At 33.9% G+C, this 18,865-nt stretch carries 16 protein-coding genes; 12 read left to right on the plus strand and 4 right to left on the minus strand.

Translation table 11 applies throughout. The features are described 5' to 3' along the window. Nucleotides 1–125: 125 nt before the first annotated feature. Both DK866_RS03695 and DK866_RS03700 read right to left on the minus strand, forming a co-directional pair. Nucleotides 126–635, minus strand: a complete 510-nt coding sequence (locus tag DK866_RS03695) for a phage regulatory CII family protein (protein WP_109407777.1) — start codon at nt 633–635, stop codon at nt 126–128. A gap of 32 nt (nt 636–667) precedes the next feature. Beyond that, nucleotides 668–898 (minus strand): regulator, encoded by a 231-nt coding sequence (locus tag DK866_RS03700; RefSeq protein WP_109407778.1) that lies wholly within the window; start codon nt 896–898, stop codon nt 668–670. Between the two features lie 151 nt (nt 899–1,049). Between DK866_RS03700 and DK866_RS03705 the strand changes: the two genes are divergently transcribed. The 8 genes from DK866_RS03705 to DK866_RS03740 all read left to right on the plus strand — a co-directional run bounded on the left by DK866_RS03705 (nt 1,050) and on the right by DK866_RS03740 (nt 8,284). After that, nucleotides 1,050–1,640, plus strand: a complete 591-nt coding sequence (locus tag DK866_RS03705) for a phage repressor protein CI (RefSeq protein WP_109407779.1) — start codon at nt 1,050–1,052, stop codon at nt 1,638–1,640. Nucleotides 1,641–1,659: 19 nt separating this feature from the next. Then, on the plus strand, nt 1,660–2,613 hold the full coding sequence (locus DK866_RS03710; protein WP_109407780.1) for a hypothetical protein: 954 nt from the start codon (nt 1,660–1,662) through the stop codon (nt 2,611–2,613). After that, on the plus strand, nt 2,600–3,613 hold the full coding sequence (locus DK866_RS03715; RefSeq protein WP_109407781.1) for a phage integrase: 1,014 nt from the start codon (nt 2,600–2,602) through the stop codon (nt 3,611–3,613). The genes DK866_RS03710 and DK866_RS03715 overlap by 14 nt, the downstream gene beginning before the upstream one ends. Next, nucleotides 3,610–4,569, plus strand: coding sequence for a hypothetical protein (locus DK866_RS03720; RefSeq protein ID WP_109407782.1), 960 nt, complete (start codon nt 3,610–3,612; stop codon nt 4,567–4,569). The genes DK866_RS03715 and DK866_RS03720 overlap by 4 nt, the downstream gene beginning before the upstream one ends. Nucleotides 4,570–5,466: 897 nt before the next feature. Next, nucleotides 5,467–6,054 (plus strand): phage repressor protein CI, encoded by a 588-nt coding sequence (locus DK866_RS03725; RefSeq protein ID WP_109407783.1) that lies wholly within the window; start codon nt 5,467–5,469, stop codon nt 6,052–6,054. Nucleotides 6,055–6,068: 14 nt separating this feature from the next. After that, nucleotides 6,069–6,509 (plus strand): hypothetical protein, encoded by a 441-nt coding sequence (locus DK866_RS03730; protein ID WP_109407784.1) that lies wholly within the window; start codon nt 6,069–6,071, stop codon nt 6,507–6,509. Further along, entirely contained in the window at nt 6,496–7,482 is a 987-nt protein-coding gene (locus tag DK866_RS03735) for a phage integrase (protein ID WP_109407785.1), read from the plus strand. The genes DK866_RS03730 and DK866_RS03735 overlap by 14 nt, the downstream gene beginning before the upstream one ends. Continuing rightward, nucleotides 7,475–8,284: a hypothetical protein gene (locus tag DK866_RS03740; RefSeq protein WP_109407786.1), complete on the plus strand. Its 810-nt coding sequence runs from the start codon at nt 7,475–7,477 to the stop codon at nt 8,282–8,284. Before DK866_RS03735 ends, DK866_RS03740 begins: the two co-directional genes overlap by 8 nt. A gap of 418 nt (nt 8,285–8,702) precedes the next feature. Here the strand turns inward: DK866_RS03740 and DK866_RS03745 are convergent, their stop codons facing one another. Next, nucleotides 8,703–9,146 carry a DUF6386 family protein gene (locus DK866_RS03745; RefSeq protein ID WP_109407787.1) on the minus strand — a complete coding sequence of 148 codons (444 nt, stop codon included), beginning with the start codon at nt 9,144–9,146 and terminating at the stop codon, nt 8,703–8,705. Nucleotides 9,147–9,463: 317 nt separating this feature from the next. Here DK866_RS03745 and DK866_RS03750 point away from each other — a divergent pair, with 317 nt between their 5' ends. The 3 genes from DK866_RS03750 to DK866_RS03760 all read left to right on the plus strand — a co-directional run bounded on the left by DK866_RS03750 (nt 9,464) and on the right by DK866_RS03760 (nt 12,789). Then, nucleotides 9,464–10,300, plus strand: a complete 837-nt coding sequence (locus DK866_RS03750; protein ID WP_162556972.1) for a hypothetical protein — start codon at nt 9,464–9,466, stop codon at nt 10,298–10,300. 220 nt (nt 10,301–10,520) lie between these two features. Further along, a complete protein-coding gene (locus DK866_RS03755; protein ID WP_109407789.1) occupies nt 10,521–11,351 on the plus strand; it encodes a hypothetical protein in 831 nt (276 codons plus the stop codon). A gap of 604 nt (nt 11,352–11,955) precedes the next feature. Beyond that, nucleotides 11,956–12,789 carry a hypothetical protein gene (locus DK866_RS03760; RefSeq protein ID WP_109407790.1) on the plus strand — a complete coding sequence of 278 codons (834 nt, stop codon included), beginning with the start codon at nt 11,956–11,958 and terminating at the stop codon, nt 12,787–12,789. A gap of 111 nt (nt 12,790–12,900) precedes the next feature. On the opposite strand, the gene putP is transcribed toward DK866_RS03760, so the two are convergent. Next, on the minus strand, nt 12,901–14,385 hold the full coding sequence (putP, locus tag DK866_RS03765) for a sodium/proline symporter PutP (protein WP_109407791.1): 1,485 nt from the start codon (nt 14,383–14,385) through the stop codon (nt 12,901–12,903). Between the two features lie 467 nt (nt 14,386–14,852). Here putP and putA point away from each other — a divergent pair, with 467 nt between their 5' ends. After that, a complete protein-coding gene (gene putA, locus DK866_RS03770) occupies nt 14,853–18,815 on the plus strand; it encodes a trifunctional transcriptional regulator/proline dehydrogenase/L-glutamate gamma-semialdehyde dehydrogenase (protein WP_109407792.1) in 3,963 nt (1,320 codons plus the stop codon). Nucleotides 18,816–18,865 lie beyond the last annotated feature (50 nt).

Below are 18,865 nucleotides of genomic sequence, written 5' to 3' on the forward strand. Positions count from 1 at the left end.
TAACCCATAAATAAAATGAGACTAACAATATAAATAGAATTGTTATTTTCATTTTTAAATGAATCACTTGATAATTTATATTTGTGTTGTTGAAGCTGTAATGAATTTAATTTCATTTTAAAACCTCACATCATTGATGGGCTAAGATTAGCGACTGCATCCACTGCACAGGCAAACGCCGGATTAGTATGTAATCTTGCCGATAGTGTTATGCCTGCCAACGTTAAACAACGAATTGCTGTATTAACAGAACGTTTAAAGTCAGCGACACGTGCATTATTTAAATTACCGCCTGAAACTGTATTTGTTGCTAACTTCCCCACTTCACCGACCGCCGTTAGTAAATAAGTAGGTACATTAGAATCACACACTTCATTAACTGGCACTGACGGCTGACATTGCATTTGTTCTAAGACACCATCAAGGATAGAGGCGTCCTCAGTTGCATCAGTCAGTTTCATTAAATCAATGCACGTTAATTGGTGCGGTTGTTCAGGGTTTAACTTGTTACGCAACATTTGGGCGTTCATGCCGATGCTTTCAGCTATTTGCACTAAATCCCCTTTATGGGTATTTGCGAAAGCACGGCATGCATTATCAAATTGCGCTTGTTTGGAAACCTGATAATCAAACATGGTGTTTATTCTCAAAATACGAAAGACTGACCTTATAAATTCGGTTGAAATGAAAGATTACAACCTTCTGATGCATCTGTATAAAGGGCAAGCATATTGATTAATACTTTTCCTCGTTTCATATCAATTGATTTAGCGCGTACAGGCAAACGTCCATCAGAAATCATGTCTCGAATGGTTGATTTAGGTAATCCAGTGCATTTGCTAAATGCATCAATTGTAAGATAAGGCGTGTTTATGTTGATTGTAATATTAGGACGCATAAGGCAAAATCTCCTATTCAGTTTAATTCGATGCTATTCAGTTTTGTTCGTGTAAAACAAAGATACTAAAGAGAGATTACTTCACATGAGACGAAACGTCAATACAAAAATAGCATCAAACTTTGTCTAACACGAATTCAGGAAGATATGAATGAATAGTGCATTTGATTTTATATCATGTGATAACAGTGGTGAGGTTTTAGATAGAATCATAGAAGCTTATGGTTTTTCATCAAAAATAATGCTCGCTCAACATTTCAATATGGTTGCTAGTAGCTTATCTGGGAGATATAAAAGAAATATATTTCCTGCTGATATGGTTGTACGTTGTATGTATGAAACAGGTGCTAATTTAGAGTGGTTAGCATTTGGTGAAGGCAAACCGTTTAACCATGAAAAACTAGATAACTTAAAAATTCCTAACTTTCAACTAAAAAACGGACAACTCATCCCCTCAGACCATATCATGTTTGATAAAGTGATTTTTCCCAATCAATCCCCTTTACCATCAGAGCCTATATCTATCCAAGATGGAAATAGTTACTTCATTATTGATAAAAAATATAACGATGTTTTCGATGGTAAATGGCTCATCGAAATTGATGGAAAAATAAGCATTAGAGAACTGACTAGAATGCCTCTGCAACGCGTTAGGGTTTCAGGTATTGGAATGGCTTTTGATTGTGAAATTTCTGATATAGAAATTCACGGTCGAGTAATTACTATTATTGAAAATCAGTAACTAGATAAGGATTTTCATAATGAAAAAGATTTTTTTTGTGCTAAAAATATTAATACTTTTATTTCTAACTTTATTTTTTATTACTGGTTTAAGTCTTACTTTTTCGCCAGAAATAGAAAATAAAGGTGTATCTATATTTATGTTAGTTGTTAATGGTGCGTTAATTATAGGTTTATCACGCATTTGGTTTTTCAATAAGAAAAACACTACAATAAAAACAAATATATCTACAGAAAATACAAACTCTCATAATAAAGAAATAAAAACACTCCATGACACCAATTTTGATATCCAGACAAAAGAATCAATAGAACTACCTAAGATAGCCGGAAGTATTCATACAGAAGATAAAACAAGGACTGTTATTGCTGATGATGTAAAAACTTTTGTTATGAAAAATGGTAAATCTCTTCTATGGCAAGGTATAACTAATCAAGCATCGTTTAGAATCAGAGATAAAACTGATAAAGTCTATGGCATATTTACACGATTATATATATATGATGATGGTGAATTCTATTTAGAGCTCACAGACCCCAACACTGGTGAAGCAACTTATATTCCTGAGAAAGAAATCATTACAGCAATAACTATCGGGTCATCAAGATATGACTTTAAAGACCTTTGTAAAAAGAAATTAAAATTAGATTTGCATGAACTTTTTGAATATGCGAAAGATGTTAGATATAAAGCTAAGGAAATTAAAGTAATAGCCGAATTTCCTCCTATTCAAACTACATTTACCTATTTGTCTAATTCAGGAAAAATTAGAAGAACCGTAGATATAAATCAATACAAAAAGAATGGTTATGGTGATGAGTATATAGCTGGTTATTGTCATGTAAGAAATGAACAAAGAACTTTTTCTGTCAGAAACATTCAAACAATGATGGCAACTGATGGACACAAAAAATACTACTTTCATGATTGGTTAAAAAATGTAGTTGGTATAGATAGCGATGGCAATAAATAAACAACCAGATGGTCGTTGGCAAGTTGAGCTTTACCCCAACGGCAGAACAGGTAAACGAATTAGAAAATTATTCACCACAAAAGGCGAAGCCATTTCATTTGAACGTTACGTTCTTGAACAAACAGAAGATAAGCCATGGCTAGGCAAAAAAGAAGATAAACGTTTATTGTCTGAGTTGGTTGAAATCTGGTTTCGTGCTCATGGTATTACATTAGCTGATGGTGAAAGCCGAAAACAAATGATGTTATTCGGTTGCCAAGCAATGGGTGAACCTTTAGCAACAGAGTTTAATGCTAAGTTATTTTCTGTTTATCGTGAAAAGCGATTAAGTGGAAAAATCACTCGTGCCGATAGGATCAAGTCTGTTGCTCCACGAACAACAAACCTTGAACTAGCTTATTTTCGCGCTATGTTTAATGAGTTGCATCGATTGGGTGAGTGGAAAGATGATAACCCATTAAAGAATGTTCGTTCATTTCGTACTGATGAATCAGAAATGGCGTTTCTTTCTGATGAACAGATTATCCAACTGCTACAAGAATGTGATAAAAGTAAAGCGAAAGACTTATCTGTTATTGTCAAGATTGCGCTTTCTACTGGAGCGCGTTGGTCAGAAGCTGAAGGTTTAACCGGTTCACAAGTTACTCCTTACAAAATTACATTTACCAAAACAAAAGGTAAACGTAATAGAACTGTACCTATATCAGAAGAGTTGTTTAATGAAATTCCGAAACGTAAAGGCCAATTATTTACGCCCTGCTATTCTGCTTTTCGTTCAGCAATAAAACGAGCCAATATTGAATTGCCTCATAGGCAATCATCGCATGTTTTACGACATACTTTTGCCTCACACTTTATGATGTCAGGCGGTAATATTTTAGTTTTACAGCGGATATTAGGTCATACCGATATTAAAATGACTATGCGATATTCGCATTTCGCCCCAGAGCATTTAAATGATGCGCTGATGTTTAATCCTTTGGTTAAATTGAAGATATGACTATTTTAATTTACATTTCTTGTGCCTTTCTATTTTTATTTTTATTTTTATTTTTATTACTTAAAAATAAAGAAGAATCTCGTCCTTTAAAAGAATATTTTCTCGATAAAATTATCCTAAATGAGAATGGTTTACACAAACAAGGCCTTTTTTGGTTTGCTATCCTATTTCCTTTATATTCGAGTTTATGTTTTATTTTCCTTTTGGGTTGGGATTATCCATTTAAATGGGATGCTACTGGATTTAATAATTTTTTAAACATACATAAGTTTTCACTAGGTATTTTAGCTTTATCACCAATATTAGGCGCTTTTGTCGTTAGCGCACATCGTTCAATTCAAACAGCTAAACAAATAGAAGCCACAGAGGAAAAAAATAAAGTTGATATTTATATTGCAAGAAGAAACTTCATTATTGGAAGGCTAGAAAAACTAGCTTTTTTTAATAAAACCAATGTTAATGTTATTTATGATTATTTTTATATTTTTGATAACTACATTGATATTGTAAATAAAAATAATTTTTCTTCCGTTGAAAAAAGAATCGATGCTATAAATAAGCTCACTAATAAAATTAAAAGTTATGAAACTTCATTACACTTTAAAAATGATATCCTTAATGATCTTAATGCGTTATTAGGTATAGTTAGTAACCTTTCAAAAGAAACTGGTTTAGTATCATCTTATGTTGATGAGTTAAAGCAAATGAATAGAGAATTAAAAACTAAGTTCGATGAAAGTATTAAACTTAATAATAACATTTACTATGATGATTTATATTTTCACCTACTGGGTTTTACTTATAATTTAAGTCAAATTCATTCTTCACTACATGAATTATTTACTATATTACTTTTGGAAAAAAAAGTCGGAGACTATTTACCTAATTTAGAAAAGCTCATTATAAATCTTGATGGCGACAAAGTGGCGACAGAAGACCAGAACAACCATGAATAATCATGTTTTATCGTTTTCTAACTTATTGAAAAAATTATAACTTATTGATTTTACAGTGGTATAAATACTACTCTTAATCAATTGGTCGGGAGTTCGAGCCTCCCACGACCCACCAATTTTACGCTGAGAAATCAGGCAGATAGGCCACTTAGAAATAAGTGGCTTTTTTGTTTTTATAGCTGAGTGTCGCAAAAGTATCGCACAAGTTTTTATCTCTCCCTTCCGAAAGCCGAAAGTTGTCGATTTTATTTAAAAATAATTAATCGTAATAAATTTAATAATTAATAAAAAACAAATAGAATAAAAAACCATTAAAAATAATAAAGCCAGATAATCCATTCACATCCACTCTATGTTAACCAAGCATCTCAAAAATAAATTTTCTTAATCATTTCTATTTGACGCCTACGCAAAGAATCCAATCACCACACTCTCTCGCAATATGTTTTGTAAAAAATTCAAACTGAAATAATTTTTAGATCCAAATTATGCAGACGGGTGCGGATTTGTGCGTTTTACATCATAAATGATTTTATTTCGTGGGATTATGTGCGCGCAGTTGCACGCTATCGATGAGATCCATTAAATAACGTAGAAATGGATATATTGACGAACAAGGATAGTAATAATTTGTTGACTTAGTGCGCACAGGTAAACATCCCTCTGCGATCATGTCGCGAATGGTTGATTTAAAATGTGCTGAACGCGTCAATTGTAAAATAAGGCGTGTTTATGTTGATTGTAATATTAGGATGCATAAGGCAAAATCCCATATTAGGTTTTATTCGATGCTACTCGATAACAATCGCTTTTAACTACAAACCAAGGCCAACCTATTTCGTATTTAGCTACATATCAAAGTTATTTTGTAGTTTTTACGACAAGAGTGGTATATACATGGGAAAATTTCACCTAGAAATGGTTGGGGCTAGTGCTCCAATATTGGATCGCATAATAGAAGCTTATGGATTCAGCTCTAAAATAATGCTAGCTCGACACCTAGAAATGGCATCTAGCAGTTTAGCTGGAAGATATAAGAGGGATATTTTTCCTGCTGATTTAGCTGTCAGATGTGTTGCTGAAACAGGAGTCAGCCTTGAATGGTTAGCGACAGGTAATGGAAAACCTTTTGATTATGAAAAACTAGACAACTTAAAAATTCCTAACTTTCAACTAAAAAACGGACAACTCATCCCTTCAGATCATATCATGTTTGATAAAGTAATTTTTCCCAATCAATCGCTTTTACTATCAGAGCCAATATCTATCCAAGATGGAAATAGTTACTTCATTATTGATAAAAAATATAACGATGTTTTCGATGGAAAATGGCTCATCGAAATTGATGGAAAAAATAGTATTAGAGAACTGACTAGAATGCCTATGCAACGCATTAGAGTTTCAGATATTGGAATGGCTTTTGATTGTGAAATTTCTGATATAAGAATTAACGGTCGAGTAATTACTATTATTGAAAATCAGTAAGAAAGGTATTAATGATGAAATATCTAGCATTAACAATCGGATTGTTATTATCTCTAAATGTATCTGCAAAAATGAGTGAATGTGATATTGCAAAAGAAGCTTTTAGAGATTCATATTCATTGATGAACGATATTTTTCTTTTTGGTATGGATTCCGATGATAAACCTAGAGAATATAACTATTACCATACATGGTATAAAAATTATTACCCTAACAAACTCGAAGATCTCAAAGATAAATATGGATCATTAGCAAACAAAATAGACAGTAACAATCCTATATATTTAGGTACTACATCAATCGCTCAAGTTAACGGTATAGCAAGTGCTATGGATCTATACTTAAAGGATAATTCTAATAAAAGCAGATTAAAAGAAGAATATCTCTTATATGATTCTATGTACCAGAAATTAGTTGAAAATTGCGGAGAGATTTTCTCTTATGTTGATAACTAAACAACCAGATGCTCGTTGGCAAGTTGAGAGCTACCCTAACGGTCGAACAGGTAAACGAATTAGAAAAGTATTCACCACAAAAGGTGAAGCTATTTCATTTGAACGTTACGTTCTTGAACAAACAGAAGATAAACGTTTATTGTCTGAATTGGTTGAAATCTGGTTTCGTGCTCATGGTATTACATTAGCTGATGGTGGAAGCCGAAAGCAAATGATGTTATTCGGTTGCCAAGCAATGGGCGAACCTTTAGCAACAGAGTTTAATGCTAAGTTATTTTCTGTTTATCGTGAAAAGCGATTAAGTGGAAAAATTACTCGTGTCGATAGGATCAAATCCGTTGCTCCACGAACAACAAACCTTGAACTAGCCTATTTTCGCGCTATGTTTAATGAGTTGCATCGATTGGGTGAGTGGAAAGATGATAATCCATTAAAGAATGTTCGTTCATTTCGTACTGATGGATCAGAAATGGCATTTCTTTCACAGCAACAAATAGAATCGCTATTAAAGTCTTGTCGCCAGAGTATGGCTAAAGATTTGGAATTAATTGTGAAAATTGCACTATCAACAGGTGCAAGATGGTCTGAGGCTGAAAGTTTAACAGGGCGACAAATTACACCTTATAAAATTACGTTTACTAAAACAAAAGGCAAACGCAATAGAACAGTACCTATAAGTAAAGCTTTGTACGATGAAATCCCTAAAAAGTGTGGTGCTTTATTTACCCCTTGTTATTCAGCATTCAGAATGGCAATGAAAAGAACAGGTATAGAATTACCTCACCGACAATCATCACACGTATTAAGACATACATTTGCATCACATTTTATGATGAACGGTGGCAATATTCTTGTGTTACAAAGAATTCTCGGTCATACGGATATCAAAATGACTATGAGATATTCTCATTTCTCTCCAGAGCATTTAGAAGATGCTGTAAAATTTAATCCTTTGAGTAAAAATCATGAATAAAAAAAATATATATATCTGTGTTTTTGTAATTATCAATATTATATTTATTCTCATAATATCAAAAATATTTTTAACTAATAAAGACAATGTTTATTTTAATGAGCACAGCATATCTCATTGGTCCAATCTATCTATAATAATAAATCTAGCTTTAACATATATAAGTATAATAGCTCTTACACTCACTGCAATTATAATGCATGCGGGAAATAAAGAATCTATAAAACAATATAAAGAACAAAAGAGGAAACAAGAAGAAAAAGACTTTATAAATGAAATTACATTGTTAATAAATACAATCAATCACATTATAAAAAACAACACATTTTCATCATCAGAAGGAACAAGGTTAGATATAATACAATGTTTATCAAGGTTAAGGTTATCAATTAATGACAATTTTAAAACACAAGAAATAAATAATTCAGATATTATCTTCGACTATGCTGTAAACTATTACGCTCACAAAGATATGAATATATTTGATGGTTTAAGTAAAATGTTTTTTGTATTGTTGAAATCAATAAATAAAATAGATAAAAATAATAAAACACATCAAATAGCTAAATCTATGGTTTTAGGATGTTTTGATAATGAATTAAGATTTATGATTGCTTGCTATATGTACTCAAAAAGAAATTATCCTGAAATAGCGAAAGAAGTAGATGATTTTTATCCATTCTATGAAATCCCTGAATATTGCGAAAGGCTAGTCACACCATCAGAATCCGAAGAAATGGCCGCCGATGCATATTACAACAGCGAGTGTCGCAAAAGTGTCGCACAAGAAAAGGAACAATGATCATTATTTATCTTTATTTATATTTAACTCATTGTTTTTATTTATAACTTATTGATTTTACAGTGGTATAAATACTACTCTTAATCAATTGGTCGGGAGTTCGAGCCTCCCACGACCCACCAATTTTACGCTGAGAAATCAGGCAGATAGGCCACTTAGAAATAAGTGGCTTTTTTGTATCTGAAAGAAAGTGGCGACAAAAGCACTATTTTTTAGTGTGCTTTTTATATTAAATTCAAGATCATATTTGAATATAACCTCGCTGAAAGATTAATCAGTTATTTTTTTGAAAAATGGAGGATAGAGATAAGATATTCATCTGATAATGAGGTGTAATTAAAAGTAATTCACTAAAACCTTATTTAAAATTTAACTAATTACTAAATTATTATTGATTAATTATCGTCAACTACATTTATTAAATATAAAATACACTGTTGAGTAAGTTTGTCCCTACTTTACTTTTCTTGAAAGCAATTAATAAATTATCATCTTTCTTTTTTACTGAAATCTCATAATTACCTGTTGGCAAAAAAATAATCTTTCCAGAGCGATATTCAGGATCATCAGGCTCTAAATCACCGCCAGTTGTATCCTCTCCTGCACCAATAAAAATTTCACCTGATGGACAATTTATATTTACCTTCACATCCGCATCTTCAATGTTGTCGCATAGATTAATTGTGTAAAAACCATCATTGCCTATATCAATAAAGGCAATATTACCTTTATTCATTTCATCTAACTCATCTTCAGGTATGCTCCACCAATCTGCTGTATCTGATTTTCGATGTTGGATCGCTTGTAAATCAAAAACGGCCAGCGTTGCGGTATCAGTCATAAAAGAAAATACGTTTGACATCTTAATGCTCCAAAAACAGTTTTGATCGTACAACATATATCATTCACTTTATATGTCGGTTAATCATATAAGATTTTATCTATACTATTTAGTAAACCAATTCTCTATACTAGACCTCTATTTTATGCACTACTTATACTCTAAAAATTTGTAACAACTTGAATATATACAAACAGAGACTCTAAGTAATTCAAGTTACAGCTAGGCGATAAATGAATAAGTCGCTGGGAGCATACATCAGTATGTGACTAGTACGAATGAACGCAAGCAATAACGCTGTAGCTTAAAGTATGACAAGTATATACATGGACGGACTTATGAAATCACAATTATTCCTTCTCTCTCTTTCACTATATGCATTTTCTTCATTTTCTGCGATCGCGGCTTCAACACAATGCACTGATGCTGAAAAACAAACAAACATTTCCAATACTACAATTATGTTACTCAGTTCCTTTAATGGCCCGGTGAAATCAGTCACGATGACAAGTACATTGCCAAATGATGGTCGTTTTAAAGCGCTCAAAGGAGAAATTCAGCTTGATGAGTGTGGAAACTTACTAAAAGATAGCACATCAATGCAGGAATACATTGAAGGCAGCATAGAAACTAATTTGATAAGAACAACTCCTGATAATCCTTTAGTTATTCGGTATCAATTCCAACTAAAAAATTCCTATGGTTCACATTCTATATATATGCAGGAAAGCTATAGTAAAGATCAGCAAAATCGACTCAATAAAAAGATCACTCAATACTATGCTAATGATGGAGAATTGATAGATACACTCACTAGCCAATTCGACTATAAAGAAGGACGTATCGTTAAAGAGATCGCACATTCATCAACCTCTTCTGAAGAGGTTTTTACAACCGAATATGCTTATGATCCACAAGGAAGGCTACGTTTAGTCACAGAAGATAAAAAAATAAACGTTGAGTACCAATATGACGATCAAGGGAAAGTTATCAAACAAGCAAACTATATAAAAGGAATGAATGGCGAAGATAAAGCTTTTATCTCTACCTGCCTTGAATGGGATAAATTTGATAACTGTACAAAAGAGCAACTCGAAAGCACTATAAAATTTGATGATGAAATGATTAATTACAGTAAAGCGGTGCTGCATAACGAATTTACTTACTACGAATAATATAAAGATACTTTATTATTCCCAGAATAAACTATCAATATAAAAATCAGACTATCAAAAATAGACTGGTTTTTATATTTTCTTCTCTATTATTTATCTACAATTAAATTGAGTGATACTTTCATTAAAAAACAATTTGTGTAAAACTACTTAAATCAATTAATGATGAATATGTTCTTATAGCATGTTCTCTTTTAATAAAATTAAGATGACCCATTACATGAAATTACCATTACTCTTTATTTTTTCTCTATACACACTTTTTATTACATTACCTGCATTTGCTACGCCCCTCTCTTGTGATCAATCACAAAAACAGGTCAACAAAGCCAACAATATGTTTATTACGCTCGATTTTAACTATGGGCCAATAAAAAAAATCACAACGACCAGTAAATTACCAGAAAAAGGACGATTCAAAGCTTTTCAGGGAGAAGCTCAATTTGATGAATGTGGAATTTTGACTAAATATGATTTTTCTACACAAGAGTATATTCATGAACACATTGAAACTAATCTTTTAAGAATGTCAACGCCTTACAACCTAAAGTATAAATATCAAATAAAGAATCGTCATAGATCAAACACTCTCTATCTGGTTGAATTTTATGGAAAGAATAATCAAAATCAGTTGATAGATAAAACATCTTATTTCTATGATGATGATGGGTCCCTGATGGGGACTGATTTTACTAAGCTTGTTTACAAAGATAATAAAATTGTAGCGGAAACTATTGTTGGATCTACTGCTGAAAATAAAGGTAATTCAATTCAGTACCACTACGATAAGCAAGGACGTCTTTTAAAAGCGATTGATAATAATGAGATTACCTTAGAATATCACTATGGAAATGACGGTAAAATTTTACGTCAAATGCAAATATTTACCAGTCTATATGATGATATAAGAGAATATGACAATACCTGTCGAGAATGGGATAAATATAATAATTGCTTAATCTGGGATATGGTAAGCGAAGTAAGAAAAGATGATAAATTAATCGACACTAGCACTGCCACTGTTTACCATGAATATGAATATTATGAATAACTTATTGTTTTTTTTGGATAAAGAAATCTCAATTTGAGGATCTTATATTGTTAAAAACAACGCTTTTTATGCAGTAAAATCGCTGTTACTTATATCGATACTCTTTTTTTGATAACTTATTACATTAACTGTGTATTATTTTATTTATCCAAATTTACCAAAAATATTGCTCATTATTTTATTTAACATCTTACCTACAAAGAAATACAAAAAAACCATAAAATAGAAAGACTTATTAAAAATCAATTAATTGTAAAGCTACTCAATTATTTTTAGATTACAATTAACAATTCCATAAAATGTTTTAAACAAGAGTAACTTGGTAAAAAATAAATTGATAGTAATGACACAATCCTTTATTTGATAAATCATTTATCAATAATCATATTTAGATTGAAAACTCACTTTTTTTGAGTGAGAAAATTTAACATCATCAAAAATAGATTTATTTTAATATATTTACTCTATATTTTTCTGCACATACTAAATACTCTTCTATGATACTTTCATTAAAAAATAATTTATGTAAAACTACCTAGGTCAATTAATGATGATATGCTCTGTGAGTGTTTTCCTTTAATAAAAATTTAAGATGGCTCATTACATGAAATTACCATTAATTCTTATTTTTTCTCTCTGCACACTTTTTATTACTCCCTCTGCTTTTGCGATACAGATCTCTTGTGATGAATCACAAAAACAGATAAATATCGCTAATAACGCATTCATTACAATTAACTTTACATATGGCCCAGTAAAATCAATTAACATCACCAGCAAGTTACCTGAGAAAGGTCGACTAAAAGCATTTCAAGGTGAAACTGAATTTGATGAATGTGGCTTTCTCACTAAATACAGTTTCTCTACACAAGAATATATCCATGAAAACATTGAGACTAACCTATTAAGAATGCCATCACCTGATAATATAAAACAGATATACCAATTAAAAAACCGCCATCGAACTCATACTCTCTACCTCAGTGAATTTTATAATAAAAACAAGCAAAATCAGTTAATAGGAAAAACATCTTATTTTTATGACAATGATGGTTCATTAATGGGTATAGATAGAAGTCAATTTTCATACCAAGATAATAAAATTATATTATCAACAATTATTGACTCTAATTCTAATAATAAAGGAAATGTCTTTTATTATCATTATGATGAACAAGGCCGCTTATTAAAAACAATAAATAATAATAATGATGTCATGTCAGAATTGCGTTATGGCGAAGATGGAAAAATATTACAACATATACAGATATATACGAGCTTATACGATGATATTCGGGAGTATGATAAAACATGTAAAGAATGGGATAAATATAATAATTGTGTGATGTGGGATATGGTTAGTACCATTAAACAACGTGGCAAATTAATCGATACCAGTACAGCTGTAGTATATTATAAATTTGAATATTATGAATAAGTTAGCTTTTATTAACTTCCTTTTAAATGTGCCCTGTTATCAAAAAATAAAGGTCACTTTATTTAGCTCCGTGACCTTTACTTCCAAACTCTATATTAAGTATCTTAACGATTATGTATTACGGTATAGTGATTCTGCTTCGTCAAAGCGCTGTTGATTTGCTTTACTTGGTTCTTTGCCCATTAAACTAATAACAACAATCGCGATAGAGGCAAAAATGAAACCAGGAATAATTTCATATAACCCGAACCATTTATATTGCATCCACACCAATACAGTTAAAGCACCAATCAACATCCCTGCAAAAGCACCATTACGTGTCATACGCTTCCACATCACAGAGATAAGAATGACAGGGCCAAAAGCAGCACCAAATCCTGCCCATGCGTTACTTACTAAATCGAGAACTTTATTATTAGGATCACGAGCTAAGAAAATCGCTATAATAGCAACTAATAACACCATGCCACGCCCTACCCAAACCAGCTCTTTTTGACTTGCACTTTTACGGATGAAAGGCTTGTATAAGTCTTCTGTTAACGCACTTGCACAGACTAATAATTGACAGCTTAATGTACTCATTACCGCAGCCAGAATAGCAGACAGCAGAATACCTGCAATCCACGGATTAAAGAGCAGTGAAGCCAATTCCATAAAAATACGTTCATTTTTCGCCGTTACAGCCCCTGCTTGTGCCGGATTCATTTCAAAATAAGCAATACCAAAGAACCCAACTGCAACGGTGCCACCCAAACAAAGGATCATCCACGTCATACCAATACGACGTGCTTTACGAATTGTTTGATTTGAATCTGCGGCCATAAAACGCGCTAAGATATGAGGTTGCCCAAAGTAACCTAATCCCCACGCCAATAAAGAGATAATGGCGATAAAATCAAGACCTTTAAACATATCAAGATAAGACGGATCTTTAGCTTTAATAATTGCAATAGAAGTATCAATGCCACCAATGGAGAAAATCACAATAATCGGTGTCAGGATCAGAGCAAAAATCATGAGTGTTGCCTGAACAGTGTCAGTCCAGCTTACGGCAAGAAAGCCACCTAAAAAAGTATAGGCAATTGTTGCAAGCGCACCATAAATCATTGCTTCGTGATAAGGAATATGGAAGGTTGATTCAAATAGCATTCCACCAGCAACCACACCAGACGCACAATAGATAGTAAAAAAGGTAAGAATAACTAATGCTGAAATGATACGTAGCATTTTGCTTTTATCATCAAAGCGAGATGTCAAATAATCAGGCAACGTTAATGCATTATTATTTTTTTCAGTTTGCAAACGTAAACGCCCTGCAACTAAACGCCAGTTTAGCCATGCACCTAAACAGAGCCCAATAGCTATCCAACTTTCAGAAATACCAGCGAAAAAAACTACACCAGGTAATCCCATTAATAGCCATCCACTCATATCTGAAGCGCCCGCTGAAAGCGCAGTCACTACACTGCCTAGCCGTCGTCCCCCTAAAATATAGTCATCAAAGTTTTTTGTTGAGCGATAAGCTAGATAGCCAATAAAAAGCATACCCAGAATATAGATCGTAAATGTAATTAGCATTGGCGAAGTTAAGGCCATAATTGCAGTTCTCCATAAATCTGTTTTCGATCATCGATATGCTTCTGACTTGTACAGGAACGTTGCACTTAGTTGCGCATTAATGATCTTTTCAGTTTTTAATTAAAATAATTTCTTACAGCAACAGATAAAACATTCACATCAATCCTAGAATAAGTTAACTGCATTTAACAAGAAATTAACGTTTAAATGTTTAATTTTTGTTTATCACTTCACACTATTTGTCTTAATTTGAACAACATTATAAATATAAACATCAATAAAATAAATATAATTAACTGATTTATATAGATATATTAAAAGATACAAAGTGATTTATTTTTAATCACTCATAAAACCTGACCACTTTCACATTATTTATAAATAAATTGTTAACAATGTTGCACAAAGTTGCAACATGAATGATATTAATAAAAATAACGGGTAACAGTACTTGTGAATGAGAAATAGAATATGAGGAGCACTGCATGAGTAGCACAACAATGGGTGTTAGACTTGATGAAGATACCCGCAATAGATTAAAAGAGGCTGCACAAAAATTAGATAGAACATCGCATTGGTTAATTAAACAAGCTATCTTCAATTATCTTGAACAAATTGAAAATGATCAGGTGAATATTGTTAATACAACATTTGCTGAGCAAGATCTTGAAGGAGATACTGAAACACCAATAGCCCATTATCAGCCTTTTTTAGAGTTTGCTGAACATATTCACCCGCAATCTGTTTTACGCTCTGCCATTACCTCTGCATATCGCACACCTGAGATACAGGCTGTTCCTATGCTGTTGCAGCAAGCGACATTACCTGAAAATGAAGCCCAAGCAACGCATAAATTAGCCTATTCCATTGCCGAAAAATTACGTAAACAAAAAAATGGCATTGGACGTTCAGGACTTGTACAAGGCTTATTACAAGAATTTTCACTTTCTTCGCAAGAAGGTGTGGCTTTAATGTGTTTAGCGGAAGCGTTACTGCGTATTCCAGATAAAGCCACACGTGATGCTCTTATTCGTGACAAAATTAGTCATGGTAATTGGCGCTCACACTTAGGACAAAGCCAATCGATGTTTGTAAATGCAGCAACATGGGGCTTATTATTCACGGGTAAATTAGTTTCTACACATAATGAAGAAAAACTCTCTAACTCTTTAAATCGCATCTTGACTAAAAGTGGTGAGCCATTAGTGCGTAAAGGCGTTGATATGGCCATGCGTTTAATGGGGGAGCAATTCGTTACAGGTGAGACTATTTCTCAAGCACTAGCGAATGCACGTAAGCTTGAAGAGAAAGGCTTTAGCTATTCTTATGACATGTTAGGAGAAGCTGCACTAACGGAAAAAGACGCACAAGATTACTTAGTTTCCTATCAGCAAGCTATCCACGCCATTGGTAAAGCGTCTAATGGCAGAGGTATTTATGAAGGCCCAGGAATATCAATCAAGCTTTCAGCATTACATCCTCGCTACAGTCGTGCACAATATGAACGTGTTATGGCAGAGCTTTACCCTCGCCTGCTCTCATTAACATTACAAGCAAAGCAATATGATATCGGTATTAATATTGATGCAGAAGAAGCGGATAGACTTGAGATTTCACTCGATCTCCTTGAAAAACTCTGTTTTGAACCTGAATTAGCGGGTTGGAATGGGATTGGTTTTGTTATTCAAGCCTACCAAAAACGTTGCCCATTAGTGATTGATTATGTCATCGATTTAGCTCGCAGAAGCCGTCGTCGCTTAATGGTCCGTTTAGTAAAAGGCGCATATTGGGATAGTGAAGTAAAACGCGCTCAAATTGATGGTCTTGAGGATTATCCTGTTTATACTCGTAAAGTGTATACCGATGTTTCCTATTTGGCTTGTGCAAAGAAACTGCTTGCATCACCTAATTTTATTTATCCTCAATTTGCAACACATAACGCGCACACCCTTTCCGCAATTTATCATTTGGCAGGACAAAACTATTACCCTGGGCAATATGAATTCCAATGTTTACATGGCATGGGCGAGCCTCTTTATGCTCAAGTTGTAGGAAAAATAGCAGACGGAAAGTTGGGTCGACCTTGTCGCATTTATGCACCAGTAGGAACTCATGAAACATTACTTGCCTATTTAGTGCGTCGTTTACTTGAAAATGGTGCCAACACCTCATTTGTAAACCGCATCGCGGATACCACTATTTCCCTTGATGAGTTGGTCGCTGATCCGGTCAAAGAAGTCAATAAAATAGCACAGGCTGAGGGGCAAGTTGGGCTTTCACACCCTAAAATTCCACTTCCTCATCAGCTTTATGGTGATGAACGTAAAAATTCACCAGGTATTGATATGTCAAATGAACACCGTTTGGCATCACTCTCTAGTGCATTATTAACCTCGGCCACTGAAAATAGACATTGTGAACCGTTGTTAGGTGATACGTTTAATTCTTCAGAAAAAATACCAGATCCTCAATCTGTTCTAAACCCGGCAAATCATACTGATATAGTCGGTACAGTAAGAGAAACCACTGAAGCCGAGGTAGATTTTGCTTTAACGGTTGCTCAAGAAAATGGAGAAATATGGTTTGCAACACCTCCTACACAAAGAGCCTCTTTCTTAGTTCGCACTGCGGAATTAATGGAACAACAAATGGGTCCATTAATGGGAATTTTAGTGCGCGAAGCGGGCAAAACTTATAGCAATGCTATTGCAGAAGTACGAGAAGCGATTGATTTTCTCTATTACTATGCAGCACAAGTTGCACAAGATTTTGATAACAATACACATCGTCCTTTAGGGCCTGTGGTTTGTATCAGCCCATGGAACTTCCCATTAGCTATATTCAGCGGACAGATCGCTGCAGCGTTAGCCGCAGGTAATACCGTACTTGCTAAACCGGCGGAGCAAACGCCTTTAATTGCATCAAAAGCAGTTGAACTCTTCCATCAAGCAGGTGTTCCTCGCTTTGCATTACAGCTGTTACCGGGTCAAGGCGAAACCATTGGCGCACGTTTAGTAGCTGATGAACGTGTTCGTGGTGTGATGTTTACAGGCTCGACAGATGTTGCTCATATTTTACAAAAGACCTTAGCTGGTCGATTAGATAGCGAAGGTCACCCTGTTCCTTTAATTGCAGAAACTGGTGGTTTAAATGCCATGATTGTGGATTCTTCTGCATTAACCGAACAAGTTGTTACAGATGTTATGGCTTCAGCTTATGATAGTGCTGGTCAACGCTGTTCTGCGTTACGTCTTTTATGTATTCAAGAAGAAGTGGCAGATCACACCATTGAGATGCTTAAAGGAGCAATGGCACAAGCGGTAATAGGTGATCCGAGTTTATTATCCACCGATATTGGCCCTGTTATTGATAAAGAAGCTAAAATAGGTATTGAGAAACATATTCAAGTTATGCGTACAGCAGGTTACGATATTTATCAAGCTTCACACAATAACCTGCCAAAACAAATTGAAAATAACAGTACCTTTGTTCAACCGACTCTAATTGAACTAGATAAAGTCAGTTCTCTAAAAAGAGAGATTTTTGGCCCTGTATTACATGTTGTGCGTTATGCAAGTCAAGATTTGCCTGCATTACTCGAAGAAATTAATGCAACAGGTTATGGTTTAACAATGGGCGTTCATACGCGTATTGATGAGACTATCGCTTATGTTGCCTCAAATGCCAAAGTCGGGAATTTATACGTAAACCGTAATATGGTCGGTGCGGTTGTCGGTGTTCAGCCTTTTGGTGGTGAGGGATTATCCGGTACAGGCCCGAAAGCAGGCGGCCCTGTTTATCTGTATCGCTTATTATCTAAACGCCCTGAAAATGCCGCAACACAAACACTAGCACGTCAAGATGAGACATTCCCACTTGATACTTCTATGCGTAATTTACAAACTTACCATAAGTATATGGAATGGTTATCAAACAAAGCAGATAAATCACACTATGAAGCCTTAGAAAAATATGCTCTTGCATCCCAAGCAGGAACATTACGTGTATTGCCTGGTCCTACTGGCGAACGTAATACTTACCAATTAGTTCCTTGCGGTAATGTGCTTTGCATTTCAGATAATGAGCAAGATGTGTTAACCCAAATAGCAGGTGTTCTCGCCTCGGGTTGCCATGCCATTATCGTCAATAGTGCATTCTCACAAAAAACATACCGTGAATTACCTGATATTGTTAGAAAAGCCATTACATTGACTGAAAACTGGAATGATGAATCACTGAAAATAAATGCGGTTATTTATCATGGTGATGGTGATCAATTACGTGAAACTTGCCAGAAAATTGCTCAACGCAAAGGGGCAATAATTTCTGTCCAAGGATTTTCACGAGGTGAAACGAGCTTGTTGTTAGAGCGTTTATTACATGAAAGGGCATTAAGCATTAATACCGCGGCCGCAGGTGGTAACGCAAGTTTAATGACCATTAGTTAATTAGCTCTCCTCTTTTTCTCTTTTTATTTTGAGACCACCTTTAAAAATTT

It is taken from the genome of Proteus genomosp. 4 str. ATCC 51469, assembly GCF_003144375.1.
Classification (GTDB): domain Bacteria; phylum Pseudomonadota; class Gammaproteobacteria; order Enterobacterales; family Enterobacteriaceae; genus Proteus.

Excerpts from the sequence above, each read along its gene's own strand:
- DK866_RS03695 (WP_109407777.1), bottom strand. The coding sequence starts at position 635 with ATGTTTGATTATCAGGTTTCCAAACAAGCGCAATTTGATAATGCATGC.
- DK866_RS03700 (WP_109407778.1), bottom strand. The coding sequence starts at position 898 with ATGCGTCCTAATATTACAATCAACATAAACACGCCTTATCTTACAATT.
- DK866_RS03705 (WP_109407779.1), top strand. The coding sequence starts at position 1,050 with ATGAATAGTGCATTTGATTTTATATCATGTGATAACAGTGGTGAGGTT.
- DK866_RS03710 (WP_109407780.1), top strand. The coding sequence starts at position 1,660 with ATGAAAAAGATTTTTTTTGTGCTAAAAATATTAATACTTTTATTTCTA.
- DK866_RS03715 (WP_109407781.1), top strand. The coding sequence starts at position 2,600 with ATGGCAATAAATAAACAACCAGATGGTCGTTGGCAAGTTGAGCTTTAC.
- DK866_RS03720 (WP_109407782.1), top strand. The coding sequence starts at position 3,610 with ATGACTATTTTAATTTACATTTCTTGTGCCTTTCTATTTTTATTTTTA.
- DK866_RS03725 (WP_109407783.1), top strand. The coding sequence starts at position 5,467 with ATGGGAAAATTTCACCTAGAAATGGTTGGGGCTAGTGCTCCAATATTG.
- DK866_RS03730 (WP_109407784.1), top strand. The coding sequence starts at position 6,069 with ATGAAATATCTAGCATTAACAATCGGATTGTTATTATCTCTAAATGTA.
- DK866_RS03735 (WP_109407785.1), top strand. The coding sequence starts at position 6,496 with ATGTTGATAACTAAACAACCAGATGCTCGTTGGCAAGTTGAGAGCTAC.
- DK866_RS03740 (WP_109407786.1), top strand. The coding sequence starts at position 7,475 with ATGAATAAAAAAAATATATATATCTGTGTTTTTGTAATTATCAATATT.
- DK866_RS03745 (WP_109407787.1), bottom strand. The coding sequence starts at position 9,146 with ATGTCAAACGTATTTTCTTTTATGACTGATACCGCAACGCTGGCCGTT.
- DK866_RS03750 (WP_162556972.1), top strand. The coding sequence starts at position 9,464 with ATGAAATCACAATTATTCCTTCTCTCTCTTTCACTATATGCATTTTCT.
- DK866_RS03755 (WP_109407789.1), top strand. The coding sequence starts at position 10,521 with ATGAAATTACCATTACTCTTTATTTTTTCTCTATACACACTTTTTATT.
- DK866_RS03760 (WP_109407790.1), top strand. The coding sequence starts at position 11,956 with ATGAAATTACCATTAATTCTTATTTTTTCTCTCTGCACACTTTTTATT.
- putP (WP_109407791.1), bottom strand. The coding sequence starts at position 14,385 with ATGGCCTTAACTTCGCCAATGCTAATTACATTTACGATCTATATTCTG.
- putA (WP_109407792.1), top strand. The coding sequence starts at position 14,853 with ATGAGTAGCACAACAATGGGTGTTAGACTTGATGAAGATACCCGCAAT.